Consider the following 26496-nt stretch of genomic DNA (forward strand, 5'->3'; position numbering starts at 1 on the left):
ATACCCCTATTAACCCCCTACTAACCCTAAGCTACATCTAAAGTAAGCCTAAATTATTATTTAATTTGGTCTCTTTTTGATATTGAAACAGTGTTTTATATAATTATCAATAATAGGCTGTTTTATTAAAAAAAATAATATTTGTAGATGATCACTCCCTATCCACCAAATGATTTTCGTACTTTTATAAGCTATTTTAGATAACATATAATATTAGGAGAAAGCTTTGGATTTTTTAGCAGGATTGAACCCATCTCAAAGAGGAGCTGTAGAACAAACTGATGGTCCAGTAATGATTGTTGCTGGAGCTGGATCAGGAAAAACTCGTGTCATTACTTACCGTGTAGCACATTTAATACAAAAAGGAGTAGATCCTTTCCATATATTAGTATTGACCTTTACGAATAAGGCAGCTAAAGAAATGCGTAATCGTATTATGTCCGTTGTTGGGGCTGAAGCCAAGAACATTTGGATGGGTACATTTCACTCGGTGTTTGCAAAGATCTTACGTGTTGAAGCAGAATTAATTGGATATCCCCGTAATTTTACGATTTATGATACCGATGATACGAAAAGCTTATTGCGGTCCATTTTAAAAGAAATGAACTTGGACGATAAGCTCTATAATGTCAATCACGTATATGGACGCATTTCGCAGGCTAAAAATAATCTGATCTCACCACAGGAGTACAATAAAAATGAAGCCTTAAAAGCTGAAGATGTTTCTAACGGTCGAGGACAATTGGGAGAAATCTATATGACCTATGCACAGCGTTGTTATCGTGCAGGTGCTATGGATTTTGATGATCTGTTGTTTAAGACCAACGTACTGCTTAATAAGCATCCAGAAGTACTGCATAAATATCAGCATCAGTTTAAGTACCTAATGGTCGATGAGTATCAGGATACAAACTTTTCACAGTACTTGATCGTTAAACGCTTAGCTGCTGTCAATGAAAATATCTGCGTGGTGGGCGATGACGCACAAAGTATTTATGCATTCCGTGGAGCAAATATTCAGAATATCCTGAATTTCCAAAAAGATTATCCAACTGTTCAAGTTTTCAAATTAGAGCAAAATTACCGTTCGACTCAAACGATCGTGAATGCTGCAAATTCGGTCATTGCTAACAATCAGAATCAGTTGGAGAAAAATGTCTTTTCAGATAATGAAGAAGGAGAGAAGATTAAGGTCTCACGTGCATTTTCGGATAATGAGGAAGGTAAAATTGTTGCGGAATTAATTTCGCAAGAAAAGGCTTTGAAATCTTTAAATTATAAAGACTTTGCGATTCTATATCGTACAAATGCCCAATCTCGAGCGATGGAAGAAGCCTTACGAAAAATTAATATTCCTTATAAAATATACGGTGGTACTTCATTCTATCAAAGGAAAGAAATTAAAGATTTAATCGCCTATTTTAGGTTGACCTTCAATCCGAATGATGAGGAAGCGTTGAAGCGCGTCATTAATTACCCACGTCGAGGTATTGGTGATACCACGGTCGAGAAGATTGTCATTGCAGCAGATCAGCACCAATATCGTCTTTGGGACATTGTAGCCAATGCTCAGATGTTTATGGATGGTCGAAGTGCGGCATCTGTGGGTGGTTTTGGTCAAATGATATTGAGTTTTCAGGCATTAGCAAAGACCAATAGTGCTTTTGATACCGCGATGCACATTGCGCAGCATTCGGGTATATTAAAGGAATTGTACGAGGATAAATCAGTAGAAGGATTGACACGTTATGAGCATATCCAAGAATTGCTCAATGGTATTAAAGAGTTCTCTGAACGTGAAGATATCGAGGAGCGTGGTTTGGATATCTATATGCAAGATATCGCCTTGTTAACTAATGATGATAATGACAAAGATCCCAACGCCGACACGGTTTCCATGATGACGATACACTCTTCAAAAGGGTTAGAATTTCCAGTTGTATTTATCGTAGGATTGGAAGAGAATCTATTTCCATCACAATTGGCTTTAAATTCGAGGACAGAATTGGAGGAGGAACGAAGATTATTTTACGTTGCAGTTACCAGAGCTGAAAAAAAATTATTACTTTCGTACGCAACTTCTAGATATCGTTGGGGAACACTGAATAACTGTGAACCAAGTAGATTCTTGGATGAACTGAATCCAGCTTGTTTGGATTTGGATTTTAAACCAAGACAAAGTTCTTCTGCAGAATCTGGAGGTTTTCAAGGTGAGCGTATTGCTTGGCAGCAAAAAGAGACGGATAGTTTTTCAAAACCTAAGCCGAAACCTTTTAAAACTACCTCGATATTACCCAAAGCGCATACACCTTCCGCTGGTTTTACTCCGTCTGATACCAATAATTTACAAGTTGGCATGGAAGTGGAGCATGAAAGATTTGGATTTGGAAAGGTTGTGAACCTGGAAGGATCGAAGGGAGAAGTAAAAGCAACTATTTTCTTTAAAGACTTGGGACAGAAACAATTGTTGCTTAAATTTGCAAAACTGAGAATTATTCAATAATTTAATACCAAAGTATCAAATACAACGTTGTATTGGTACTGAAATTCACTATATGAACTTTGACTACAACAGCACAAGACCGAAGCTAATCCTAGCTGAATACGGTAGGAATGTGCAAAATATGGTAAACTATATTTGTGATTTACCGACAAAAGAGGAAAGAAATAAGTATGCTCAAGTTGTCATTGATATGATGGGGGTTTTAAATCCTCATTTACGCGATGTGGCAGATTTTAAGCATAAATTGTGGGATCACTTACAAATTATTTCTGATTTTAAAATCGATGTAGACTCACCTTATCCTACAGCAACTCCAGAATTGGTAAAACATGAACCGGAATTGTTAACCTATCCACAGCATAATATTAAGTACAAACATTACGGTTTTACTGTGGAGAAGATGATTAATAAGGCCATTTCGATCACAGATGAGGAAAAGCGTCAAAAAATGGCTCTTTCCATTGCCAATTTTATGAAAATGGCTTATACAACTTGGAATAAGGATGCGGTTGCAGATGAATTTATCATCCAAGATTTATCCGAATTATCAAGTAAAGTTTTGCAATTGCCCGAAGGCACTGTATTAACGAAGCTAGACTTTAAAAGCGCGCCTCCAGGCAACCGCGTTAAAGGAAATAGCCCTGCCCAAACAACGAATAACAATTCGGGTCATTCTAATAATAACCACAGTCGCAGCAGTAATAACAATAACTCAAACAATAGAAGACCTTCTGGCACGAATTCGTTCCAAAAGCGTAGCAACTCTGGTGGCGGAAGCAGTAATAACAACAACAGACGCCCTTATCAAAATAATAATAATAGCAACAGCAGTAGTAACAGTAACAGCGGTTATAAAAGAGGATAATTGTTAATACCTTGGGTATTAGATAAGGCAATTGTGAAGTAATTTATATTTCTTTTCAATTGCTTTTTTTCTTATAGATAACGTAAAGAGAATATAAAAAGATATAGGTGTACGAATGAATGCATTTGAAATCAATGGCGGGAAGCCATTAAAAGGAGAGATTATTCCTCAGGGGGCAAAAAATGAAGCATTGCAGATACTGTCTGCAGTATTGTTGACGGAGGAGCCCGTGACAATCAGTAACGTTCCCGATATTAAGGACGTGAATAAATTAATTGATCTTTTGAAAGCTCTAGGGGTAAGTGTTAATCAGATTGACGAGGATACTTATGTCTTTGAAGCAAAAAATATTAATATTGATTATTTCCAATCCAACGAGTTTAAGGAAAAAGGCGGAAGTTTGCGCGGATCTATTATGATCGTTGGACCTTTATTAGCTCGTTTTGGAAAGGCTGCTATTCCGAAACCAGGAGGTGATAAAATCGGTCGCCGACGTTTGGATACGCACTTTTTGGGATTTGAAAAGTTGGGAGCTAAGTTTATCTACGATGCGGAAAATCATTTCTTCAATGTTGATGCTTCTCAATTAAAAGGTGCATATATTTTATTAGATGAAGCGTCAGTGACCGGTACTGCCAACATTGTGATGGCAGCTGTATTGGCAAAAGGAACGACTGAAATCTATAATGCTGCATGTGAGCCATATCTACAACAGTTATGTAAAATGTTGAATCGCATGGGAGCTAAAATCTCAGGTATCGGTTCAAACTTGCTTACCATAGAAGGAGTAGAGCGCTTAGGCGGTACTACACACCGCATGTTGCCCGATATGATTGAGATTGGTTCTTTCATTGGACTGGCAGCTATGACAGGTTCTGAGATTACCATCAAAGATGTTTGTTATAAGGAGCTGGGGATTATTCCTACTGTTTTTCAACGATTAGGAATTAAAATGGAACTAAGAGGTGATGATCTTTTTATTCCAGCTCAAGATTCATATGAAATCGATACTTTTATTGATGGATCAATTTTAACGATATCCGATTCTCCATGGCCAGGATTCACACCTGATTTATTAAGTATTGTCTTGGTTGTGGCTACACAAGCAAAAGGAAATGTTTTGGTGCATCAAAAAATGTTTGAAAGCCGTCTTTTCTTTGTTGATAAATTAATCGATATGGGTGCTCAAATCATTCTTTGTGACCCACATCGCGCTACTGTGATTGGGTTAAATAAAATGTATCCTTTGCGAGGCATTGAGATGACTTCTCCAGATATACGTGCAGGAGTATCCTTATTAATTGCCGCTTTGTCAGCTAAAGGCACGTCTACCATTCATAATATCGAACAAATAGAACGTGGTTATCAACATATTGAAGAACGCTTGAAAAAACTAGGGGCTGATATTCGACGTGTAGAGGCAACTCCAAAAGGACATTAAAAACATGGTATTGTCATAATTTAATTTTGTATACTACAAAGGTAGATTTTATTTCAATCTTATAATATATTTGATAAATCAAATGTTTAAACATATAAAAGTATATTAATTATGAAAAAATTATTGTTATTGCCCGCTATTGCAGCTGTTATCATGTCTTCATGCGCTGGAAATCCTGAAGGAAAAAAAGCCGAAGTTCAAGATTCTGTCGCTACTGAACAAATTGCTACTCCCGCAGGAGATGTTTATCAAGTAGATGTTGCACAATCGAAAGTGGTATGGACAGGTACAAAAGTAACAGGTGCACATACAGGTACAATTGCAATTAAATCAGGTACTTTAAGTGTAGATAACGGTGTTCTGACCGGAGGTACATTTGCATTGGACTTGAATACAATTAGTTCTACAGATTTGGAAGGTGAGTATAAGGAGAAATTGGATGGACATTTGAAAGCAGCAGACTTCTTTGATGTAGCTAAATTTCCAGAAGCCACTTTTGTTATCACTAAAGCTGAAGCTGGTGCAACTCCTCAAGATGTGAAAGTTTCTGGTAACTTAACAATCAAAGGTGTTACTAAAAATATTTCATTCGATACTAAAGTTGTTGAATCTACTGCAACAACAATCAAAACAGAAGCTGATTTTAATATCGTTCGTGCAGATTGGGGTGTAAGTTATGAAGGTAAAAAAGATGATTTAATCTCTGCTGAAATTAACTTTAAGGTTTCTTTGGTAGCGACTAAATAATATCAACTGCTTAGAAGCAGTATAAAAAAAGGAGCGATAAAATTTTATCGCTCCTTTTTTTATACAATAGGCCGCCTTAGCAATTGTTATGAAACCTTAAGCAACATCTCTCAAATCTACAGCAACTACGCGTGATACACCTTGCTCGACCATGGTTACACCATAGATGATATCGGTGCTTGCTATCGTTTTCTTATTGTGAGAAACCACTATAAATTGTGAGTTCTTCGAAAAGTCGCGAATAATGTTGTTAAATTTATCAATATTAGTATCATCCAATGGTGCATCTACCTCATCAAAGATACAGAAGGGAGCAGGCTTAGATAGATACAGCGAGAACAAAAGCGCCGTAGAGGTCAATGTTTTCTCGCCCCCAGATAACTGATTGATCGAAAGTGGTCTTTTTCCTTTTGGACGCGCGATGATATCAATATCCGAATCTAAAGGTTTGGAAGGATCTGTTAGGATTAAATCACAGCTATCTTCTTCATTAAATAAGGAACGGAAAACTTTGATAAAGTTATCACGGACACTATTGAATGTAAACATAAATTGTACTTCTGCGGTATCATCAATTTCTTTAATTGTTGCCATTAAAGATCCTTTTGCTTCTAATAAATCAGCTTTTTCTTTATTGATAAAGTTGTAACGTTCATTCATCTCATCAAAAGCTTCTTTGGCCATTAAATTGATAGAACCATACTCATTCAACTGTTTTTTCAGCTTAGTACATTTGGCTACAAGTGCATCCTGATCTTCGGTAATTGTGGGCGCTTCTTCCTGTTCCAATAAGTCTTTCAATTCAATATTAAACTCCGCTGAGAGGCGCTCTTTTAACGTGTTGAGATCAATTTGAAGTGCTGTTTTCTTATCTTTTATTTCAGAAATTAGAAGATCGTCCTGTTCCTTTGAACGACGATACTGGATGATCTGTTCCTCAAGCTCATTGATTTGTTTCCGTACGCCATAGTAATTCTTTTCTAAGTCCTCTAAACCCTTTTCTAACGCATCTTTCTGCGTGTACATATCCACGAGATCTTCATCTTCTTCATCGACGAATTGGGCAGTATTTTTTAAAGAAAGTTGCACTTCTTCGAGATCTTTACTGTTACGTTCGATACGGTTTTGAAAATCATCTTGTTGAGTTTCTCTGAATTCAAGATCTTTATTGATATTTGAAACCTTGTTTTGCTGTTGGTGGTAAGCAATATTCCCTTGATTATAGCTGGCAGATTTCTCGGTTAAGATTTCAGAAATTTCATTGAAACGATCCTGATAGTCTTGTAAATCACCAACCTGTTGTTCACGTTCGTTTTTGAAATCTTGTATTTTGGGTTCCAAAATCAACAAATCATTTTCGATGGCGACAATTTTATCTTGTATATCCTTCTTGCGATTGAGCGCATTGGTAATAAAGGTTTGATACTGTTCTTGTTTTGTTTTAACAGATATCAGTTCATTATTTAACCGGTTTAATTGAAAACGAAGTTCATCAATTGTTTCCTTTTGCGAATTCGATTGTAAAGCTGTTAAGCGTCCAGTCTCATCTGCTATTTTATCTTGTAAAATATGGATACTTTCATTAAGCGTTTTGATTTCTTTCGCTAAGATTTCAATATTTTTAGCACGTCCAATTCTTTTTCCTTCAAATAATCCAACAGAACCTCCTGATAGCCCTAATTTGCTTTTAGAAAATTTGCCATTTTTTTGTAAAATAATGGTATCTCCTTGAGGTAGTGCTAGTTCGAGTTCATGATCACGTTCACGTTGTAAAATAAAAACATGTTGCAGCAGTACTTGACACAGGGGTTTGAATCTGTCATCAACAGTAATCACATCCAATGCCGGTGTTAGGAGGTCATGATCAATTGATGGAGCAGTGGGTACTGACTCAATAGCATCCAGAATAAAGAAATTTGCACGTCCACGGGCCGCGTCACTCAAAAGGTTGATCGCCTGAACAGCATCCTGTTGTGTTTCCACGACATAATGGTTCATGATCGGTTCCAAATAATTTTCGATAGCTACACGATAATCTTCTTCACAGAATAGGATATCCGAAAATAAAGGTGGCTGCTTTTTCCAACCTGCATTTTTCTTTAAAAATCGAATGGAGTCCGGAAATCCTTCTAAGTTATCTATTAATGATTTTGTTAAGTTATATTCGTTTTGCTTGGCATCTGCCAATCTAGATTCTTTACTTAGATCTTCTTTGAGGGTATTGATGTTTGTAGTATGATGCTGCAGTTGAGTTTGCAACTCTTCTTCCATTTGGATAGCAGTCTCATACTGTTGTTGTTGTGTTTCAACACATCCTTCCAACTCGGCAACAGCGATGTTGAATTGATTTAATTCTGCTTCTTTTGATTCGGTATCCGCCAGTGTGCGGACAGACTCTTGTAAAAGAGCTTCTTTTTGTATATTTAATACTGCAATATCTTTTTCAAGCCTATAAATATTGTCCTGCAATGATGTACTTGCTTTATTGAAAGCATCGAGTTTTCCTTTGGCAGCTTGCTGTTGACCTCTCAGTTCTTCGACTTCAAATTTATCTTTTTCAAGATTTGCTTGAAAATTATCCAATTGCTGTTGCTCATGAAATAATTCTTCATGGAGACGTTTAATGGTATAGAGCACATGATTGAGCTGCTGATTGTCATTGTTGATCTCCAGATTCAGCCGATTTTCTTTATCTTGAAGATTTTTAAGCTGCTCGTTTTTAACTTTTTTTTCCGACTCATAATTTCGGATTTTATTGATAAACTCTTGCGTTGCTTTTTGTTGCAGGGAAACGTTTTTTTCTTGCTCTAAATTATCTTCACGGATTTGCTTCAATTCATTTTCAGCTTTACTGATATGTTCTTGAGCATCTGTGCTTTGCTTGTTCAATTTAGATTCCTGCTGCTGTAAACGTTCCAATTCACTGCTGAAATCTCCGATGCGATAGTAGGCTAGATTGATGCTACTGTGACGGTATTCATCTTTTAACAGCGTATATTTTTCTGCTTTTTTAGCTTGACCTTCCAAAGACCTTAAGTTTTTAGTGATCTCAAAAAGCAGATCATCTACGCGACTTAAATCGACTTCGGTGTCTCTAAGCTTATTTAAGGTTTGTTTTTTGCGAACTTTGTATTTGGAAATTCCTGAAGCCTCTTCAAATAGATTACGACGTGAGTTCTCTTTATTATTGATGATTTCGTCGATCATTCTCAGTTCAATGATCGAATACGAATCAGCACCAACCCCTGTGTCTAGAAAGAGGTCAGTAATATCTTTTAAACGACATTTTACATCGTTCAATCGATACTCACTATCCCCGTTTCTAAACAATTTACGCGTCACGGTGACTGTCGTAAATGCGGTAGGAAGCACATTTTTATTATTATCAAACGTGAGCGATACTTCAGCCAAGTTTGCGGCTTTACGATTTTTCGTTCCATTAAAAATGATATTTTCCATTTTTTCTGAACGGAGCATCCGTGTACTTTGCTCTCCCAAAACCCAACGTATTGCATCTACAACATTTGATTTTCCACAACCATTAGGACCCACGATAGCCGTGACGCCTTCATTAAAGTTGATGGTGATCTTGTCGCCGAAGCTTTTGAATCCTTTTATTTCTAGTTTGGTTAACTGCATTTATACTACAATTTTTCTGCATTAAATAGGAAACGAAATTAAGAAATAAGTTCAACTTATTCGCACGATTTTGCGATTCAAAAGCATAAGTTTTGGTAACCTGATGGTTATGTCTGATTATGAAAATTGTTCATCGAATACCATTAACAACATCCTGCTTCACTGTCGCAGCTAGGACCTTCATTATCATTCATAATGATTGCCGGTTTGGCATCATCATAGGCTTGACGAAGTGTTTTCTCAAACATTTCTAAAGGTTGTGCTCCTGCGATTCCAAATTTTTGGTTGAAAACAAAAAACGGAACACCACGTAAACCTAAGTTGATGCCTTCTTGAATATCTTGTGTCACTTCGTAGGCAAAGCGGTCACTGTGTAGCAGCTCTTCAACAGCTATTTGATCTAGACCTATTTCTACAGCGAGTGCAGTTAAACTGTCGATATGATTGATATCTTTACCTTCACTAAAATGAGCTTTAAATAAGCGCTCTTTTAATACATTGCCCTGACCGATTTCTTGAGCGAAATGAATGAGGCGATGTGCATTTAAGGTGTTAACGATCAATGATTTTTCAAAATTAAAGTCAATATTCAGAGACTTGCCGATGGACTGGACTTGATGCATCATGCCCAAAGTCTCTTCTTCACTCAATCCTTTAGCATCTTTGATGTACTTAACTGCGGGTATGCCTGCTGCATCTTGTGGAAATTGAGGATGCAATTGGTAGGATTTCCATACAATTTCTACTTCATCACGATGTGGAAAGGATGCTAAAGCTTGTTCTAATCTTTTTTTGCCGATATAACAAAAAGGACAAACGATATCAGACCAAATTTCTATTTTCATAATATGTGCTTAATAATGGGAACACTCTTCATTAGAGGGTTCCCAGAAATATATCTAGTTAAATTTAATAATAAAATCTTCTTGGAGCGGTCTCACTTTTTTCATGTTCACTAACCAGTCATGAGCTTCATCACGATAGCCGATTGCTATGATGGACACTGATTTAAGACCTAATTTATTCAGTTCAAGTAAGGCATCTAATTGTTCATTGTTGAAACCTTCCATAGGAGTGGCATCAATCTTTTGCTCTGCTGCAGCTGCTAATGCCAATCCAAAACCAATATAAGCTTGACGCGCAGCATGACTAAATTGCTGTTCTTGAGACAATGCTGATAATTGTGCGAATAAGTTATTTTTGTAATCATCTGCAAAGTTTAATGGTAATCCTCTTTCTTCTGCTTGTTGTGTAAAAGTTGCTTCGACACGTTCTTTTGTATAGGCATCGTACGCTGCAAATACCAAGATATGTGAACTATCGACGATTTGTGATTGTCCATATGCGATGGGCTGGATTTTAGCTTTCAATTCTGGATCAGAAATTTCAATGACGCGAAAAGGATGTAATCCAGAGGAAGTAGGAGCTAGGCGAGCAGCTTCTAAAATGTAGTCAATTTTTTCTTGTGCTACAGGAGTGCCATTCATTTTCTTGGTGGCATATCTCCATTTTAAATCTTCTAATAAACTCATGTTAGTTATTATGATGTTTTAATGATATAATAAATCCTTGAATCGCATCTGTTAAAATTGGAGACACTTCTTCTGGATTGGTTTCTTTGTTTGATAGAAATTCAATAGTAATAATGCCATGTAAAATCGACCAAAAGGTTTTGAACTTTAAATACAGATCGATCTGATCGACATTATTTTCTGTTATACATTTGGAAATGCAAGTTAACATGACAGTAGATGTTGCTTTCATTTCTTTAATACTGTTAACGACCTCGCATTGTGGAATGCCTAATCCAAACATAATTTCATAACATTTTTTATGTTCAAGGGCAAATTTCCAGTATGATGTGGCGATGTTGTATAAATTGTCGTCAGCATTTTTATTGAGGTCCACGGCAGAAGCGAGTTGCTCTGCCATCATCGCAAAACCTTGTCTAGTAAAATAAGCAATAATGGCATCTTTGTTTTCAAAGTGCTTATAGATCACGGGTACACTATACTCGATAGCATCGGCAATTTTACGAATCGAAAGTGCCTGCCAGCCCTCTTCCTCTACAATAAGCCATGACTGTTCAATTATTTGTAATTTAATTTTTTCTAAATCTCTTAATTTGCGCTCTACAACCCCCATCTATACTTCATTAGTTAACAGTGTTAGCAAAATTAACAATGATTTTTAAAACCTGAATATCATGCCAAATTTACTACACTCATATGACAGATGCTCCTACCATGACAAGCGATATTTTGATCATTCTATCAGATGCTCTCCATATTTTCAACTATCGGATAATATCATCTGGCTATGAGTCCTATACTTTTTATTTACTTAAATTTTAGTTATTTATAAAATAAAATATAATACATGTTAACTAATATTTTGCGCATAACATTTTGTTATATCTAAAAAAATTAGTACATTTGTGGTTGGTGCAAAATTAAATGCTCTATGATGGCTTTAATTTTGGTCAGTTCTTGAATAGCACTCATGAAAAAAAATAAATTTTTTTTCTCATCCATACGTTTCTTGCTATTTTAAAAATTGACTTCATAGTTTTGATTCATCCATATATTGGTTCTTCTCCACCAATTTAGGTTGCTGGTCATATTTTATGCTAGTGAACTAAGACTTCAAAACTGAGCATCATCGTTTATTCACACGTGGGGCAAGAATTGCCAGCGTCTTATTCAATTCACTTTAATTTATTATTATGTTAGGATTTATTATTAAATTTTTATTGACGGTAGTTATTTCAACTTGGTTAATCATGCAAAATGCAACTGGAAACTTACTAAGCTTACCTGTACTTTTTGCAGCATTGGCGTTTGGTTTGTTTATCTGGGATGCCATTATTTCTTATCGTAAATCGGAGGAAAGAAAGGAAAATATACAGCATTTGAATGATTTTTTTAAATATAAACAAAGTAAATACCGTGGTTTATAAAACTTGGTTTCTATTGGAACATCCAATTTAATGCAGTGTCGATTTTTATCCACTGCATTTTTTTACGCTCTTTAATTAAAAAGAACGTAAAAAAGAGTTGATTTCCTGGTTGAATTTTTTGGGTTCTTCTAAATTAGGCAAATGACCAGATGCTGCAAATTCAACGTATTTAACATCTGCTATCCCCTCCAGTAAGCTATTAATTTGCTTTTCATTTACCAATTTATCTTCTTTTCCCTTAATCACGAGAGTGGGAACAGTAATAGACGATAGCATTGCCGTGGTATCTGTTCGAGCTGCCAAAGCTAATTGCGTAGCACAGATGCTCGCCAAATCGTTTCTTCTGATCGAACTTTTAATCACTTCAATCGCTTGAGGATTGTCGGATAATGTTTTCTTGGAAAAAATAGTTTCAATAAATCCTAAAGAAAAGGGACGCTTACCATATTTCAGTAATGCTTGGATCGAGTCAAAACGTTTTTGTTTGCCTTGATTATCATCGGCAAATGCGTGCGTGTCGCTTAAAATAAGTCCTTTTATTTTATCACTCTTTAATTCATAGGTCCGAAGTGCAATATAACCTCCCATGGATACGCCACAAAGCACAACATTATTTAAATTTAAATGAGTGATCAATTTGATTAAATCCTTTGCGAATACATCGATACTAAAAAATCCATGCCCTCGAGTGCTATGTCCATGTCCCCTAATATCAGTTGCAATACCAGTCATTGTTTCATCCAGATCCAATAGTTGTTCACGCCACATGTTTTTGTTAAATGGAAATCCATGTAAAAATATAATCGTCTTTTGCGGCATATGCAGCTTGCTTGGTCTTATCATGTAAGAAATGCTGATATCATCGATGCGTATTTTGCTTAGTTTCGTTTCCTTTTGGAACATAGGATCGTCTTTATGAAAAAAAATATTAAAAAAATAACTCCTGTAAATGTAATACTATCAATAAGATAAAAAAAATATTAGTTTTTTTGATCAAAAAAGTTGGAAAATAGTTTGCAGAATTGAAAAAAGTCCCGATATTTGTATCACCAAACAAAAGGGTATGACTTTTAAACAAGTCAAATTAAAATGCACTCATGGCTCAATTGGATAGAGCACCTGACTACGGATCAGGAGGTTAGGGGTTCGACTCCCTTTGAGTGCACAACTACAAAAGCTTAGTCTGATAAAGATTAAGCTTTTTCTTTTTTCTATATCTTTCCTATCATCTGTCATCTATTTTCTCGGAGCCCACTAATAGTGTAAGGGATATCAATTATGTTATATAATATGATGTTTGATTTTTTATGACGATCATAAGCCAAGACCAAATTGAGATACTGCTGCTATACATAAAAGAGAGAAAATAATTTTTACGCTATTATTGTAGTTGATCATCAGGTATGATATTAATATTCCAGTTTTAACTTCTGATTGTTGATAGCTGAGACGTTTTGTACATGATCTATAATGTGGTATCAGGAAGCTTCTGAGATCGATTATAAGTAATCATTAAAGTATTCGATAAGCGATTATTTATTTTGTTTCATTATCAGACTATTAGATAAAATTTGAAAAAAAAATTTGGAGGCAGTGCTATTTTGCCTATATTTGCATCACCAAAACGGAAGAACAGCAATGAAGATGACGTAATGGTTGACGCGCTCATGGCTCAATTGGATAGAGCACCTGACTACGGATCAGGAGGTTAGGGGTTCGACTCCCTTTGAGCGCACTATTTGAAAAGCCTAATCAATATAGCGATTAGGCTTTTATTTTTTTACTCTATTACTCTAAATACTACTATGCTAAACCTTGTAATATTTGGCCCTCCGGGGGCAGGGAAGGGAACACAATCGCAGAAACTTATCGATAAATATCAGTTAGTTCATGTTTCAACGGGTGATATCTTTAGAGCTCATATTCAAAACCAGACAGCTCTAGGCAAACAAGTAAGTCAGATTATTGCTGACGGAAATTTGGTACCTGATTCGATTACGATTGCGATGTTGGAAGAGGAAGTGAAGAAAAATCCGGAAGCGAAAGGATTTATTTTTGATGGTTTTCCACGTACAGTGGCACAAGCCGAAGCGTTGGATGAATTTCTAACCGGTATTAACTCTTCTATTTCTGTAGTTATTGCTTTAGATGTGAATGAAGAAGAATTAAAAACACGCATTGCCAAGCGTCAGGAGATTTCTGGACGTGCAGATGATGCAGCAGATAAATTGGTAAAACGTATTGATGAATATTTCACCAAGACAATTCATGTTTTACCCTATTATGAAGCACAGGGTAAATTGTCCAAAGTGAACGGTATCGGTGATATTGATTTTATTTTCGGAGAGTTAACTGCTATTATTGACAATTATTAAATAAGGAAACGGAAACGTTTTACTAACAAACATATTTTATTTCTATGGCGCAGGGTTCGAATTTTGTTGATTATGTGAAGGTGTGTTGTCGATCGGGACACGGAGGATCTGGCTCAGCGCACTTGCATCGAGATAAAACAACCATGAAAGGTGGACCTGATGGTGGTGATGGAGGCCGTGGAGGTCACATTATTCTAAAAGGGAATACACAATTATGGACGTTATTACACCTTAAATATAGAAAGCATATCATTGCTTCTAGTGGTGAATCTGGTAGCTCAGCTACAAGTACAGGTGCTTCGGGTAAGGATGAAATTCTAGAAGTTCCTGCTGGTACAGTTGCTAAAGATGCTGAAACCGGAGAAGTTTTATTTGAAATTACCGAAGATGGTGAAACGCAGATTTTAACTCCTGGTGGTAAAGGTGGATTAGGAAACTGGCACTTTAAATCTTCTACACAGCAAACTCCTCGTTTTGCACAACCAGGTATGCCTGGTCAGGAACGCTGGATTATCTTGGAATTGAAAGTATTAGCTGATGTGGGATTAGTAGGGTTTCCAAATGCCGGAAAATCAACGCTTTTATCTGTTGTTTCTGCTGCTAAACCAGAAATTGCCAATTATCCTTTTACAACTCTGGTTCCCAATTTAGGTATTGTGAGCTACCGTGATGGCAAATCTTTTGTCATGGCAGATATTCCCGGTATTATTGAAGGTGCTTCAGAAGGAAAGGGCTTGGGATATCGATTTTTAAGACATATCGAACGAAATTCTGTTTTATTATTTATGGTACCTGCTGATACAGAACGTACCATAAAACAGGAGTATGATATTTTATTGAACGAGTTATCTGTTTATAATCCTGAACTTCGTGATAAACCAAAATTATTGGCGATTACGAAGTCGGATATGCTGGATGAAGAATTGGAACGTGAGATGGAAAAAGAAGTTCCGGAAGGATTGCCACATATTTTCATATCATCGGTTGCAGGTAAAAATATTTTGCAATTGAAGGACATGATCTGGAAAGCTATTAATTCATAATCATTCGTATATGGATAAGAAAGGCGATTGCAAAACAGCAATCGCCTTTCTTATTTTAAATTCATACCACATTGTATCATTATGATCAATTTAATGCTTTTAAGCGCAGATATAGTGGCAAATAGGAGTACTGTTGCGCAAAGCAACTTCGATTTGAATTAGTTCTGCTATATGGTTAGCAAAAATAACGAACACTGACCATGTCATCCTATGCGAAAGGTTAAAGAGGGGTGTTTGTTCGTGATATTGTATCTTTTTAAAGTTGCGGGATTCATCATCGTGGCTGATACAAATAGGTGCAGCTGGTTGGTTCTCTTTTGGTGGATGTAGCATCTGGATATTCATCAATATACTCTGCTTATATGGGTATAGGATAGGATTATCGCATAAATAGCATTGAAAATGGATAACAAATACATGGTTTTCGTGCTGAAATTTAATTTATTACGTCAATAAATTTGGAATATCACAATTAAATAAAAAAAGTCTTTTTACTTTGATGATTTTGTTATACCTTTGTCTCCTGTGAAAATTGAAGTAAATGCTTTCGCAAATGTTATAAAGAACGATAAATTCGTTATCGTTAAATCAATTTTTTAGTTGATAATTTAGCCCATTTAGGGCTTTTTTTATACACCAAACTTCGATCAAGCAAGGAATTATTAAAAACAATTTTATATTTAATAAATAATGACCAACTACAGCAAATTGCCTGCAATTTTAGTTTTAGAAGACGGAACAGTTTATCACGGAAAGGCAGCGGGTAAAATTGGAACGACTACTGGCGAGATTTGTTTCAATACCGGAACTACAGGTTATCAAGAGATTTTTACCGACCCTTCATACTTCGGACAAATCATGGTAACAACCAATGCCCATATTGGTAACTATGGAATTGATGAAGATGACACAGAATCAGGTAAGATTCAAATAGCAGGACTAGTTTGTAAGAATTATAATATTAACTATAGTCGTAAAATGGCTGATGAATCTATTCAAAGCTATTTTGAAGAAGGAAATCTAGTTGGTATTTCTGATATTGATACGCGATCTTTAGTACGTCATATCCGCAACAAAGGGGCTATGAATGCGATTATTTCATCTGAGAATTTAGATGTTGAATCTTTAAAAGCAACATTAGCTACTGTTCCATCTATGGATGGACTTGAATTATCATCTCAGGTATCGACTACCGAACCTTATTTCTACGGTAATGAAGATGCTCCAGTTCGAGTTGCAGTACTAGATCTAGGTATTAAGAAAAATATTCTTCGCAATTTCGATCAAAGAGAAGTTTATGCCAAGGTATTTCCTGCTAAAACAACTTTTGCTGAAATGCAAGAATGGAATCCTGCTGGATATTTTATCTCTAATGGTCCTGGTGATCCATCTGCGATGAGTTACGCAATACAAACCGTAAAAGACATTTTAGCAGCAGATCAGCCTATGTTTGGAATTTGTCTAGGGCATCAGATATTGGCCTTAGCAAATGATATTCGTACTCAAAAAATGCACAATGGACATCGTGGTATCAATCATCCTGTGAAAAACATCATTGCCAATCGTTGTGAAATTACATCGCAGAATCACGGTTTTGGTGTAGTTGCAGAAGATATTGAACAGTCTGATAAAGTTGAAGTAACCCATATCAACTTAAATGATCAATCGATTGAAGGTATCCGTGTGATCGGTAAAAATGCATTCTCGGTACAATATCACCCAGAGTCATCACCTGGTCCACATGATTCACGTTATTTATTTGATGATTTCATTGAATTGATAAAAAAATAATGAATACGTATAGGAGAGGGGTTAGCGATTTGCTAACCTCTTTTTTTGTTCTTTAGCTATTCATTCTTGCCATAAAATTGTGTTTTACGTTTTTTAATCAGCCCAATTTTATTTATATTTGATTATTAAATCAGAATATAATTTTTTAGTGTAAAAATTACACTAAGTATTGTATAAAATACTATATAAAAAGTTTAAACCAATATTACAATGAGTTTAATTATTGATGTACATGCGCGTCAGATTTTGGATTCGCGCGGAAATCCTACTATCGAAGTAGATGTAACGACACAGAATGGTTTCGTTGGACGTGCTGCAGTACCTTCTGGTGCTTCTACAGGTGTTCACGAAGCAGTAGAGTTGCGTGATGGTGATAAATCAAAATACTTAGGTAAAGGTGTTTTGAAAGCAGTAGAAAATGTAAATACTAAAATTGCTGAAGCTTTGGCAGGTGTTGACGTTTTTGAACAAAATGCAATTGACAAAATCATGATTGATTTGGACGGCACTGAAAATAAAGGAAATTTAGGCGCTAATGCTATTTTGGGTGTTTCTTTAGCTGTTGCAAAAGCTGCTGCGCAAGAGTCTCGTCAACCTCTATACCGTTATATTGGTGGTGTTAATGCCAATACATTACCTATTCCGATGATGAACATCATTAATGGTGGTTCTCACTCTGATGCTCCTATTGCTTTCCAAGAGTTTATGATTATGCCAGTAGGTGCACCTTCATTCTCAGAAGCTTTGCGCTGGGGAACAGAAGTATTCCATAACTTGAAAAAGATTTTACATGACCGTGGTTTATCTACAGCAGTAGGTGATGAGGGTGGTTTTGCTCCAACTTTTGATGGTACTGAAGATGCTATTGAAACTGTTTTAAAAGCTATCGAAGCAGCAGGTTACAAACCAGGTTCTGATATCTGTTTGGCTTTAGATTGTGCTGCATCTGAATTTTATGTAAACGGAAAATACGATTATACTAAATTTGAAGGTGATAAAGGTGCTATCCGTACTTCTGAAGAGCAAGTTGCTTATTTAGCAGAATTGACTGAGAAATATCCGATTATTTCTATTGAAGATGGTATGCAGGAAGATGACTGGTCTGGATGGAAATTGTTAACTGAAAAAGTCGGTGCAACGATCCAGTTAGTTGGTGATGATTTATTTGTTACGAATACAAAACGTTTGCAACAAGGTGTTGATACCGATACTGCAAACTCAATCTTGGTAAAAGTTAATCAAATTGGATCTTTGACGGAAACAATCAATGCGGTTACTTTGGCACAGCATTCAAATTATACGTCAGTAATGTCGCACCGTTCTGGAGAGACTGAAGATTCGACAATTGCTGATTTAGCTGTTGCATTGAACTGTGGTCAGATTAAAACAGGTTCTGCTTCACGTTCGGATCGTATGGCTAAATACAATCAATTATTACGTATTGAAGAAGAATTAGGTGCAAATGCACGTTTTATTGGTAAAAACTTCCGTTTTGCTAAAAAATAATCTTTTTAATAAAGCATAAAAGTAAAAAGCCTAGTCATTTGATTAGGCTTTTTGATTTTTTCCAGTTCTAGGCGTTACCTTTATTTGGACAAACGATACTTAGACCAAACTCTGCATTTAATTGTTGAATAAAATAAGTTGCCAATAGAGGAGACTCCACTTCTATATTTTGGTGGATAAAGAAATATAACTTTTGCAGTCCTGCTTTTCTCCAATGTTTAATAACCGCAATCCATTCATCCAATCGAGAGTAATCCGAAGCATGATTGGCACCAACATACCGTATAAAGGCGATAGGTGTAGTCAAGCGCATGTGCAATAGGTCACGCCGCCCTGCTGTATCAACCAAGACATTTGTAATACTAAACTCTTCAAGTAGTTGAAAGTAAGCCTCAGCTATTTTGGGATCTGAAAACCATTCCTGATTTCGTACTTCTACTGCTAGTGGAAGACCTTTTGGAAATTTTGACAGAAACTCACGCAAGCGTTCCATGTCTTTTGGTTTATAGTTATCGTGCATCTGCAAAAAAATCATCCCTAACTTCTCTTCGAAAAAAACGATATTGTCAGTAAATTCTTTTACTTTTTCTTCGGTATTCAATAGACGACTATAATGACTGATAGACTGCGGTATTTTAGGAAAAAACTTAAAATCTGCAGGTGTCTTATTCTTCCAAGTTTCTACTTGCTTCTTGGATGGTGCATAGTAGAAAGTTGCATTTAATTCAATACTATTAAATTGATTGCTGTAATAAGTGAGTTCATCTTTAGTTCCTCTCGGATAGAAGCCTTTCAATTCTGTCTTATTCCACTTGGCACAGCCCACATAAACTTCAAAGGATGCTTTATTCTTATGCTGCTTGAGTAATTTCAATGTTTCAGGGGAGATCGCTGGTAAGGTAAAATCGATATCCTGGGGGTTCGTGACTTGTCCAAATTTCATATTTTATGTTTTTATACTTTATAACAAATTAAGCGTCATGAAGTTTAATTATACTATACAACTTTTCATTTCCAATTTGCCATGGGATCGAACATGTTAATATATTGAATCGTTTGATTCTTGAAATCATAGATAGATACCTCTTCCATTGGGTGCAACTCCCGGATGAAAAAATCAACATACATCTTGTTATTTTCTTAAAAAAAGGATTGATTTTGATTAAGTATTAATGTAATTCATCCCAAAATTCCTGAAATTGTTGTTTCAGTTGTGCTAATTCAAGTTCCAATGTTTCAATTCTTTTTTGGAGAAGTGCAGTGCTTTCCGATGTAGCAGGAGTTTGTTCAAATTGTTCCAGATCAACGTCGCCTAACAGATGAATATATCTGATTTCTTTATGTCCTGGTTGTTTATCGAGTGCTCTTACGAATCCTTCTGCTGCTAACTTATCTAACTGGGCTGTGATATCCTCTAAAGCTTCAAAATCGTAAAGACGTCCTGAATTGGAGTTTATTTCGCCTGCAGTTAACGGTCCACGTAGTAAGAGTAGACATATAATCGCTAATTCTGATGGTACCAACGGAAATTGTATGGCAAAATTGTGTTTATACTTGGTCACGCGGCTTCCACCACCCACAACATGTGCAATAAGTCCTTTTTTCTTTAATATGGCTAAGGTATTGATAATGGTTTCATCGGAGTATTGTACGACGGGTCTTCTAGCGGTTTTTTGATTGCAGGCGCTTTGGAGACCGTTCAGTGACATCGGATAATATTCTGGAGTGACCTTTGACTTTTCGATCAAAGCGCCTAATACACGCTGCTCTTCGGTTGATAATTGTGGTTTGGTGCTAAGTTCCATAAATGTAATGAGTTGAAATCAAATATGCTATTTTTTATAGGGGGAAACAATTATTTTTAAATATTATCCACAATAAAAACCAATAAATATCCTTTTTATTATCTTAGTGAAGTTTTAAATATACTGCTTTGTTGAAGATTGCGTTCCATCCCGAATATATTCATCCCGTACGAGAAGGTCATCGATTTCCGATGGAAAAATATGAATTGATTCCTTTACAGCTTTTACATGAAGGTGTTGTGAGAAAGGAAAATTTTTTCGAACCTGCTCTGGCTTCTTTTGAAACAGCATGTCTAGCTCACGACCCTATATATGTTCGGGATATCTTTGATTTGACATTAAACGCTAAAATGATTCGTAGGATCGGTTTTCCTTTGACAAAAAGTCTTGTTGATCGCGAACGCTATCTGGTCGATGGTACCATTCAGTGTGCGCTGTATGCACTAAAATATAATATTTCTTTTAATATTGCAGGAGGGACACACCATGCAGGCTATGACTTTGGTGAAGGATTTTGCTTGCTTAATGATCAAGCTGTGGCAGCGCGCTATTTGCTTAATAAGCAGTTAGCAAACAGAATTTTAATCATTGACTTGGATGTACATCAAGGAAATGGAACAGCACATATTTTTCGTGATGATAACCGTGTGTTCACGTATTCTATTCACGGAGATAAAAACTTTCCATTTATCAAAGAACAGTCGGATTTGGACATTCCTGTTGCTGATGGTCTCGAAGATGATGTATATTTGCAACTATTAGGTGATTCTTTGCCGCTAATTTTTAAAAAGGTAAAACCCGATTTTGTCTTTTACCAAGCGGGTGTGGATATACTGGCAACGGATAAATTAGGCAAACTCAAACTATCTCCTGAGGCTTGCCGGATGCGTGATGAATTTGTTTTTACCCTTTGTATGACCAATAAAATCCCTGTTCAGGTCAGTATGGGGGGAGGATATTCTATGCATATCAGAGATATTGTCAATGCACATTGCCAAACATTTAAGATCGCTGTCGATTTATATAATTTTTAATAATACAGATTTAAATAAGAACTATGTTTTTTCATCAAGATGCTACTTTTGATCAACTTGCTATCCACCGTGTAGGAAATAAGTCGCAGGAAGAATTTTATATTTTATCGGAACAACCTGTTCCTTTGGAAAATGACGAAGTGCTGCCTCCTCTTCTGATGCACTACTTTATGAGTCCTTTTGCAAAAGTAAATGAGGTATATCGCTTGTTTCATCCCAATGGGGAGCTGGAACTGAATGAAATTTATCACTTTACCAAACAGTTCTTCAAGGAGCAATTACCTTTTCATGAATTTTCTCAACAAGTAGCAAAGCATCTGTATGAGGTCTGTATGCATCCTAAGATTAAACCGGGTGAAGTATATGTGGTCTCTTTAAAAAATATACAGATTGAAGGAGAAAATCATGATGCAATCGGAATTTTTAAATCAGAAAATAAGGAAACTTATCTCAAGGTTTATCCAAATCAAGGTGGTTTTCAACTGGATTACGAAGAGGAAGCGATTAATATCAATAAACTGGATAAAGGTGTCATCATTGTGAATGTTGAAGAGGAGGAGGGATTCAAAGTACTGGTTGTGGATCAAACCAATAAAACCGAGGCTGTCTATTGGAAAGATGATTTTCTAAATATTAAAATTCGAAATGATGATTTTAATCAAACTGGCAATTATCTAAAGGTCTACAAAAACTTTGTAAATGAGAAGTTGGATGATATGTTTGAGCTAGAAAAGGCTGATAAGATTGATCTGCTCAACAAATCATTGAATTACTTCAAAGAGAAAGAGACTTTTGATCAAGAAGAATTTGAAGAGGAAGTAATCGGTAATCCTATTGCGGCAACCATGTTTAATGACTTCAGATCTGGGTTTGAAGATGAATTTGATTCCCCTTTTCAAAGCAGTTTTGATATAGCAGATAAAGCCGTCAAGAAAATGGAAGCTTCTTATAAGACAGTATTAAAGCTGGATAAAAATTTTCATGTTTATTTGCATGGGAAACGAGAATATATTGAAAAGGGATTTGATGAAGAAAAGGGAATGAACTATTATAAGCTATATTTTGAAAATGAGAGCTAAATTTTAAATGAAGTATATGTTAAGGAAATCACTTATTTGTTTTGCAATACTGTGTTCTATTATTGCAGTAATCACTATTCTGGAAAAGAATACTGTTTTTATTGAACACTATTATTCAAGAATGTGGTATCCTTTTTTTTCATATTTGCCACAAGCTATTTTTGGTTATCTACCTTTTAGTATTGGAGACTTATTTTATTTTTTTGCGGTTTGTTTCCTTTTGATGTTAGTGTTTACCGTTATTAGGCATCTTTTAAAAAAGAGATACGCTCATGCGGGTAGATTCCTGGTGTATCTTATTAATGTAATTTTGGGCTTATACTTGTTTTTTTATATAAGCTGGGGGATGAACTATTACCGGACACCCATTGTTCAGAATACCGGTTTAAGCACAGATAGTCTAAAGTTAGCTGATTATCTTGTCGTTTTGGAAGCATGTCTCGATTCGACAAATGTTTTACGCGCCCAGATAAATCCAAAGCAATGGGAGCATCAGGATGCAAAAATAAGAAGAGAGATGTTGGAGTTAGTGTATTCGGATACCACTTTTCAATCTTTTCTTTCAAAGACTTTAGTCGGTGCAAAGGGACCTCTCAATAGTAACTGGGTTTCCTATTTTGGTGTCTCAGGATATTTTAATCCTTTTACGCATGAAGCACATGTCAATACTGCAATGCCTGTTTTTTCCAGCCCTTTTACGTATGTTCACGAATTGGCACATCAACAGGGGGTGGGGTTTGAAGATGAGGCAAATTTTATTGCCTATGTTCGACTGAAAAATCATCCAGAGCTTTTTTACCGCTATTCTAGCTATTTACAAACAACATCGTATATGCTACAGGAGCTGAGGGGGATCGATGAGGAATTGTTTGCCAATTATAAAAACAGGCTTTCACAACTTGTATTAGATGATCTGAAGCAGGAGGCTGTTTTTTGGAGTAATTATACAGGTTGGACTAATAAAGTCTTTGGCATCTTCTATAACGGCTATTTAAAACATAATAATCAGCAAGAAGGATTGGCGCGTTATGATAGAATGACCAAGCTGGTGGTCGCTTATGAATTAAAGCTGAAAGGTTGTCGTTAGACTAACATGTATCTAATAAAAATAGCGAGCCATGGCTCGCTATTTTTATTTTATGGTAATAATTTCTGTCTTACCATCTATACCCGGACTTCCAGAGAAGATCTGTCCCTGAGGAAGACCTCGTAATCCAGCTGGTGCCTGTCTCACACGATCATAAATTGATCGAAGATCACTTGTTGCATTGACATTTTTACCTCCGCCTTCGTTAGCGATCTGAAGATAATTGGGTTGCTTCTTGTTTTCCCTTTGTGGTACGATACTATTTTCTGAAAGTGATAACTTTACATTTCCACCGTTTCCATTTGGAAATGTTCTTGTTCCGTTAAAGGCATTATCTCCTTTCGCTACAATGTATAGCGATCCTAACTTTTGGAAATTTGCTTGAATATCAAAATTTGATCCATTGTTTTTACTATCGGTACCTGAAATGGAAGCATTGTTGCCAATAATGGCATGCCCAATAGTGAGATTGACATTTTTATTCGCATAAAACATCAAAGACGCTTTATCTCCCATGATTAAGGTATCAATATGTAAATTGATTGTTGAATCAGATGATTTGGTATTGTAGACTTTTTTAGCCTTTTTCCCAATTTCCAATTTGCTGATGTGCTCTACATTACTTTGTGCATATGACTGAAATGCCAGAAAGGCACATGTTAGTATTGTTATTATTTTTTTCATAGCTATTTGTAATTTTTGTTAAATAACATCTATTTGACGAATAGCGTTTTTGAAAGTTTAATGCGCTACTTCATATACTGAACAATTAATTTAGCTGTTTTGTTTGAGGCACCTGGTTGACCTAATTTTTGCGCCAATATTTCATAATTTTCCAGTACGCTAGCCCGATATTCAGGCTTATTGATCAATTGATCTAATTCCTGTGCAATATCATAGGTGGTACAATCATCTTGGATAAGCTCTCGGACAGATAGATAGTCGTTGATCAAATTGACCAAGGAGATAAACTTTACTTTGATCACAAGTTTTGCAATCCAGATGGACAGCGCATTAGCCTTGTAAACCACCACCTGAGGGACTTTAAGAATTCCTGTTTCTAAGGTGGCTGTTCCACTTGTCACGACCGCTGCTTCGGCATGTTTCAGTAGATCATAGGTGGCATTAAATACAATTGGAATCTGTTGGTCCCCAAGGTACTGTTGATAATAAGATTTATCAAAATTAGGAGCACCAGCGATGACAAATTGATGCATAGGGAAGAGGTACGTTAAATTGGCCATGACGGGTAACAATTTAGCAATTTCCATCTTACGACTTCCCGGAAGTAGCGCGATAATAGGCCTTTCTGAAAGTTGATGCTCGGCAATGAAATTAGGGTTGAATTGATAGGAAGAAATCGCATCTAAAAGTGGATTTCCGACATAATCAACGGGCATTCTCCATTTTTTATAGAAATCTACTTCAAAGGGAAGAATACAGAACATGTGATCTACGACTCGTTTGATTTTAACGACTCGCTTTTGATTCCATGCCCATACTTTAGGGGAGATATAATAACAGGTTTTAATACCTTTTTTCTTCGCAAAATCTGCAATTTTTAGATTGAATCCAGGAAAATCGATTAAAATAACGCAGTCTGGATTTTGTTTGATGATATCTTCCTTAACCTTTTTTAGATTTTTTGAAATGGTGCCTAAATTTTTTAAAACTTCTACAAATCCCATAAATGCCATTTCAGAAGTGTGAATCAGGGCTTTTTGATTGGCAGATTCCTCCATTTGCGTACCACCAACGATACTAAAAGTAGCTTCGGGGTCTTCAATTTTTAATGCATTGATTAAGTTTGCACCATGTAAATCTCCTGAAGTTTCGCCTGCTATTAGATAATATTTCATTTGCTCGATTCTATTCAATAATAGGGTTAAACTTAGATAAATTTGGTTAAATCCGCAATTTAAATGCGGATTTAACCAAATTTATCAGTTATCTCGTTTTTATAGATCATTATTTTTTTTGGGGTATTCACTATGTATTTTTCATATTTTATTTATGCATGCTTCATTCCATTGAATTTTTTCTCATAAATAATGGAATTTTTAAATATAAAAATAACAATGCCTCGCTGTTAATATGAGATGATAGTTACCGGCTTTTTCCATAAATAAATACTACTTGGTTGATGCATAATGATTTTCCAAATAAATGTTTCTATATTTAATTGAGATTTAGCATGTATAGATCTTTAATATTACTTTTGCACTATGGATAGATTTTTAGGACTTATTCGAAATAAATATTTTCTGGCGGCAATAGCTTTTACCGTATGGATGTGTTTTTTTGATCGCAATGACTTTGCAACGCAATATAGCTACCAACATCAAAAAAGTAATTTAGAACGAGAGAAGGCTTTTTATGAGAAAGAGAATCAGAGTATCATCGAAACGATTACTGACATTAGATCTGATCAACGTGAGGTCCAGCGTATAGCGCGAGAAAAGTATAAGATGAAGAAGGAAAATGAAGACGTTTATATCGTGACAGAGGTGGAACCCAAAGAAAAAGAATAATATATCATGCTACTCGCTGGTTTATGGTCATAAGCGCATTGATAATATCAAAAAAGGCTGTTTCATCAATGGACTGCCCCCAAAATATTGG

22 protein-coding genes and 2 tRNA genes are annotated in these 26496 nt (G+C 35.8%); 15 read left to right on the forward strand and 9 right to left on the reverse strand.

Annotated features, from left to right (window positions below; genetic code table 11):
* Positions 1–226: 226 nt before the first annotated feature.
* From B3P23_RS15670 to B3P23_RS15685, 4 genes are all read left to right on the forward strand, one after another.
* Positions 227–2503: an ATP-dependent helicase gene (locus B3P23_RS15670; RefSeq protein WP_293927862.1), complete on the forward strand. Its 2277-nt coding sequence runs from the start codon at positions 227–229 to the stop codon at positions 2501–2503.
* Between the two features lie 52 nt (positions 2504–2555).
* Positions 2556–3368 (forward strand): DUF4290 domain-containing protein, encoded by an 813-nt coding sequence (locus tag B3P23_RS15675; RefSeq protein ID WP_045753107.1) that lies wholly within the window; start codon positions 2556–2558, stop codon positions 3366–3368.
* Between the two features lie 115 nt (positions 3369–3483).
* Positions 3484–4809 carry a UDP-N-acetylglucosamine 1-carboxyvinyltransferase gene (gene murA, locus B3P23_RS15680; RefSeq protein WP_045753106.1) on the forward strand — a complete coding sequence of 442 codons (1326 nt, stop codon included), beginning with the start codon at positions 3484–3486 and terminating at the stop codon, positions 4807–4809.
* A 111-nt stretch (positions 4810–4920) separates the two neighbouring features.
* Positions 4921–5556, forward strand: a complete 636-nt coding sequence (locus tag B3P23_RS15685; protein WP_248754234.1) for a YceI family protein — start codon at positions 4921–4923, stop codon at positions 5554–5556.
* A 96-nt stretch (positions 5557–5652) separates the two neighbouring features.
* On the opposite strand, the gene smc is transcribed toward B3P23_RS15685, so the two are convergent.
* From smc to B3P23_RS15705, 4 genes are all read right to left on the reverse strand, one after another.
* Positions 5653–9195, reverse strand: coding sequence for a chromosome segregation protein SMC (gene smc / locus B3P23_RS15690; protein ID WP_293927868.1), 3543 nt, complete (start codon positions 9193–9195; stop codon positions 5653–5655).
* Between the two features lie 143 nt (positions 9196–9338).
* Complete coding sequence (locus tag B3P23_RS15695) at positions 9339–10040, reverse strand: DsbA family oxidoreductase (RefSeq protein WP_045755954.1); 702 nt, start codon at positions 10038–10040, stop codon at positions 9339–9341.
* A gap of 54 nt (positions 10041–10094) precedes the next feature.
* Positions 10095–10727 (reverse strand): nitroreductase family protein, encoded by a 633-nt coding sequence (locus B3P23_RS15700; RefSeq protein WP_248754231.1) that lies wholly within the window; start codon positions 10725–10727, stop codon positions 10095–10097.
* A gap of 1 nt (position 10728) precedes the next feature.
* Positions 10729–11340, reverse strand: a complete 612-nt coding sequence (locus tag B3P23_RS15705) for a TetR/AcrR family transcriptional regulator (RefSeq protein WP_045752664.1) — start codon at positions 11338–11340, stop codon at positions 10729–10731.
* A 580-nt stretch (positions 11341–11920) separates the two neighbouring features.
* Here B3P23_RS15705 and B3P23_RS15710 point away from each other — a divergent pair.
* A complete protein-coding gene (locus B3P23_RS15710; protein ID WP_045752665.1) occupies positions 11921–12154 on the forward strand; it encodes a hypothetical protein in 234 nt (77 codons plus the stop codon).
* Between the two features lie 75 nt (positions 12155–12229).
* Here the strand turns inward: B3P23_RS15710 and B3P23_RS15715 are convergent, their stop codons facing one another.
* Positions 12230–13057 carry an alpha/beta fold hydrolase gene (locus B3P23_RS15715; protein WP_293927873.1) on the reverse strand — a complete coding sequence of 276 codons (828 nt, stop codon included), beginning with the start codon at positions 13055–13057 and terminating at the stop codon, positions 12230–12232.
* Positions 13058–13245: 188 nt separating this feature from the next.
* On the opposite strand from B3P23_RS15715, the gene B3P23_RS15720 reads away from it, so the two are divergent.
* The 6 genes from B3P23_RS15720 to eno all read left to right on the forward strand — a co-directional run bounded on the left by B3P23_RS15720 (position 13246) and on the right by eno (position 18869).
* Positions 13246–13319 (forward strand) — tRNA-Arg (locus tag B3P23_RS15720).
* A gap of 496 nt (positions 13320–13815) precedes the next feature.
* Positions 13816–13889, forward strand: a tRNA-Arg gene (locus B3P23_RS15725).
* Between the two features lie 70 nt (positions 13890–13959).
* Positions 13960–14529 (forward strand): adenylate kinase, encoded by a 570-nt coding sequence (locus tag B3P23_RS15730; protein WP_045752667.1) that lies wholly within the window; start codon positions 13960–13962, stop codon positions 14527–14529.
* Positions 14530–14573: 44 nt separating this feature from the next.
* Complete coding sequence (gene obgE / locus B3P23_RS15735; RefSeq protein ID WP_045752668.1) at positions 14574–15572, forward strand: GTPase ObgE; 999 nt, start codon at positions 14574–14576, stop codon at positions 15570–15572.
* Positions 15573–16262: 690 nt separating this feature from the next.
* Positions 16263–17363, forward strand: coding sequence for a glutamine-hydrolyzing carbamoyl-phosphate synthase small subunit (gene carA, locus B3P23_RS15740; protein ID WP_045752669.1), 1101 nt, complete (start codon positions 16263–16265; stop codon positions 17361–17363).
* 210 nt (positions 17364–17573) lie between these two features.
* Complete coding sequence (gene eno / locus B3P23_RS15745; RefSeq protein ID WP_293927878.1) at positions 17574–18869, forward strand: phosphopyruvate hydratase; 1296 nt, start codon at positions 17574–17576, stop codon at positions 18867–18869.
* A gap of 67 nt (positions 18870–18936) precedes the next feature.
* Here the strand turns inward: eno and B3P23_RS15750 are convergent, their stop codons facing one another.
* Both B3P23_RS15750 and B3P23_RS15755 read right to left on the reverse strand, forming a co-directional pair.
* The gene (locus B3P23_RS15750; RefSeq protein ID WP_293927881.1) at positions 18937–19812 is read right to left on the reverse strand and encodes a DUF72 domain-containing protein; all 876 of its coding nucleotides are present in this window, start codon (positions 19810–19812) and stop codon (positions 18937–18939) included.
* Between the two features lie 226 nt (positions 19813–20038).
* A complete protein-coding gene (locus B3P23_RS15755; RefSeq protein ID WP_248754228.1) occupies positions 20039–20674 on the reverse strand; it encodes a YceH family protein in 636 nt (211 codons plus the stop codon).
* 128 nt (positions 20675–20802) lie between these two features.
* On the opposite strand from B3P23_RS15755, the gene B3P23_RS15760 reads away from it, so the two are divergent.
* From B3P23_RS15760 to B3P23_RS15770, 3 genes are all read left to right on the forward strand, one after another.
* The gene (locus tag B3P23_RS15760) at positions 20803–21708 is read left to right on the forward strand and encodes a histone deacetylase family protein (protein WP_293927886.1); all 906 of its coding nucleotides are present in this window, start codon (positions 20803–20805) and stop codon (positions 21706–21708) included.
* A gap of 23 nt (positions 21709–21731) precedes the next feature.
* A complete protein-coding gene (locus B3P23_RS15765) occupies positions 21732–22787 on the forward strand; it encodes a nucleoid-associated protein (protein WP_248754227.1) in 1056 nt (351 codons plus the stop codon).
* Between the two features lie 121 nt (positions 22788–22908).
* Positions 22909–23874, forward strand: a complete 966-nt coding sequence (locus B3P23_RS15770) for a DUF3810 domain-containing protein (RefSeq protein ID WP_293927896.1) — start codon at positions 22909–22911, stop codon at positions 23872–23874.
* A 45-nt stretch (positions 23875–23919) separates the two neighbouring features.
* Here the strand turns inward: B3P23_RS15770 and B3P23_RS15775 are convergent, their stop codons facing one another.
* A complete protein-coding gene (locus B3P23_RS15775; RefSeq protein WP_045752118.1) occupies positions 23920–24558 on the reverse strand; it encodes a hypothetical protein in 639 nt (212 codons plus the stop codon).
* 65 nt (positions 24559–24623) lie between these two features.
* Positions 24624–25733, reverse strand: coding sequence for a lipid-A-disaccharide synthase (lpxB, locus tag B3P23_RS15780; protein ID WP_293927890.1), 1110 nt, complete (start codon positions 25731–25733; stop codon positions 24624–24626).
* Between the two features lie 366 nt (positions 25734–26099).
* Here lpxB and B3P23_RS15785 point away from each other — a divergent pair, with 366 nt between their 5' ends.
* Positions 26100–26405 carry an FtsB family cell division protein gene (locus tag B3P23_RS15785; protein WP_045752120.1) on the forward strand — a complete coding sequence of 102 codons (306 nt, stop codon included), beginning with the start codon at positions 26100–26102 and terminating at the stop codon, positions 26403–26405.
* The last annotated feature ends 91 nt before the right edge of the window (positions 26406–26496 follow it).

The sequence above is a fragment of the Sphingobacterium sp. UBA6320 genome (assembly GCF_002440335.1).
In the GTDB taxonomy this organism is placed as follows: Bacteria; Bacteroidota; Bacteroidia; order Sphingobacteriales; family Sphingobacteriaceae; genus Sphingobacterium.

What these genes read in the sequence shown, in the direction of transcription:
- B3P23_RS15675 (WP_045753107.1), top strand. Translation starts at nt 2,556, where the DNA reads ATGAACTTTGACTACAACAGCACAAGACCGAAGCTAATCCTAGCTGAA.
- murA (WP_045753106.1), top strand. Translation starts at nt 3,484, where the DNA reads ATGAATGCATTTGAAATCAATGGCGGGAAGCCATTAAAAGGAGAGATT.
- B3P23_RS15685 (WP_248754234.1), top strand. Translation starts at nt 4,921, where the DNA reads ATGAAAAAATTATTGTTATTGCCCGCTATTGCAGCTGTTATCATGTCT.
- smc (WP_293927868.1), bottom strand. Translation starts at nt 9,195, where the DNA reads ATGCAGTTAACCAAACTAGAAATAAAAGGATTCAAAAGCTTCGGCGAC.
- B3P23_RS15695 (WP_045755954.1), bottom strand. Translation starts at nt 10,040, where the DNA reads ATGAAAATAGAAATTTGGTCTGATATCGTTTGTCCTTTTTGTTATATC.
- B3P23_RS15700 (WP_248754231.1), bottom strand. Translation starts at nt 10,727, where the DNA reads ATGAGTTTATTAGAAGATTTAAAATGGAGATATGCCACCAAGAAAATG.
- B3P23_RS15705 (WP_045752664.1), bottom strand. Translation starts at nt 11,340, where the DNA reads ATGGGGGTTGTAGAGCGCAAATTAAGAGATTTAGAAAAAATTAAATTA.
- B3P23_RS15710 (WP_045752665.1), top strand. Translation starts at nt 11,921, where the DNA reads ATGTTAGGATTTATTATTAAATTTTTATTGACGGTAGTTATTTCAACT.
- B3P23_RS15715 (WP_293927873.1), bottom strand. Translation starts at nt 13,057, where the DNA reads ATGTTCCAAAAGGAAACGAAACTAAGCAAAATACGCATCGATGATATC.
- B3P23_RS15730 (WP_045752667.1), top strand. Translation starts at nt 13,960, where the DNA reads ATGCTAAACCTTGTAATATTTGGCCCTCCGGGGGCAGGGAAGGGAACA.
- obgE (WP_045752668.1), top strand. Translation starts at nt 14,574, where the DNA reads ATGGCGCAGGGTTCGAATTTTGTTGATTATGTGAAGGTGTGTTGTCGA.
- carA (WP_045752669.1), top strand. Translation starts at nt 16,263, where the DNA reads ATGACCAACTACAGCAAATTGCCTGCAATTTTAGTTTTAGAAGACGGA.
- eno (WP_293927878.1), top strand. Translation starts at nt 17,574, where the DNA reads ATGAGTTTAATTATTGATGTACATGCGCGTCAGATTTTGGATTCGCGC.
- B3P23_RS15750 (WP_293927881.1), bottom strand. Translation starts at nt 19,812, where the DNA reads ATGAAATTTGGACAAGTCACGAACCCCCAGGATATCGATTTTACCTTA.
- B3P23_RS15755 (WP_248754228.1), bottom strand. Translation starts at nt 20,674, where the DNA reads ATGGAACTTAGCACCAAACCACAATTATCAACCGAAGAGCAGCGTGTA.
- B3P23_RS15765 (WP_248754227.1), top strand. Translation starts at nt 21,732, where the DNA reads ATGTTTTTTCATCAAGATGCTACTTTTGATCAACTTGCTATCCACCGT.
- B3P23_RS15770 (WP_293927896.1), top strand. Translation starts at nt 22,909, where the DNA reads ATGTGGTATCCTTTTTTTTCATATTTGCCACAAGCTATTTTTGGTTAT.
- B3P23_RS15775 (WP_045752118.1), bottom strand. Translation starts at nt 24,558, where the DNA reads ATGAAAAAAATAATAACAATACTAACATGTGCCTTTCTGGCATTTCAG.
- lpxB (WP_293927890.1), bottom strand. Translation starts at nt 25,733, where the DNA reads ATGAAATATTATCTAATAGCAGGCGAAACTTCAGGAGATTTACATGGT.
- B3P23_RS15785 (WP_045752120.1), top strand. Translation starts at nt 26,100, where the DNA reads ATGGATAGATTTTTAGGACTTATTCGAAATAAATATTTTCTGGCGGCA.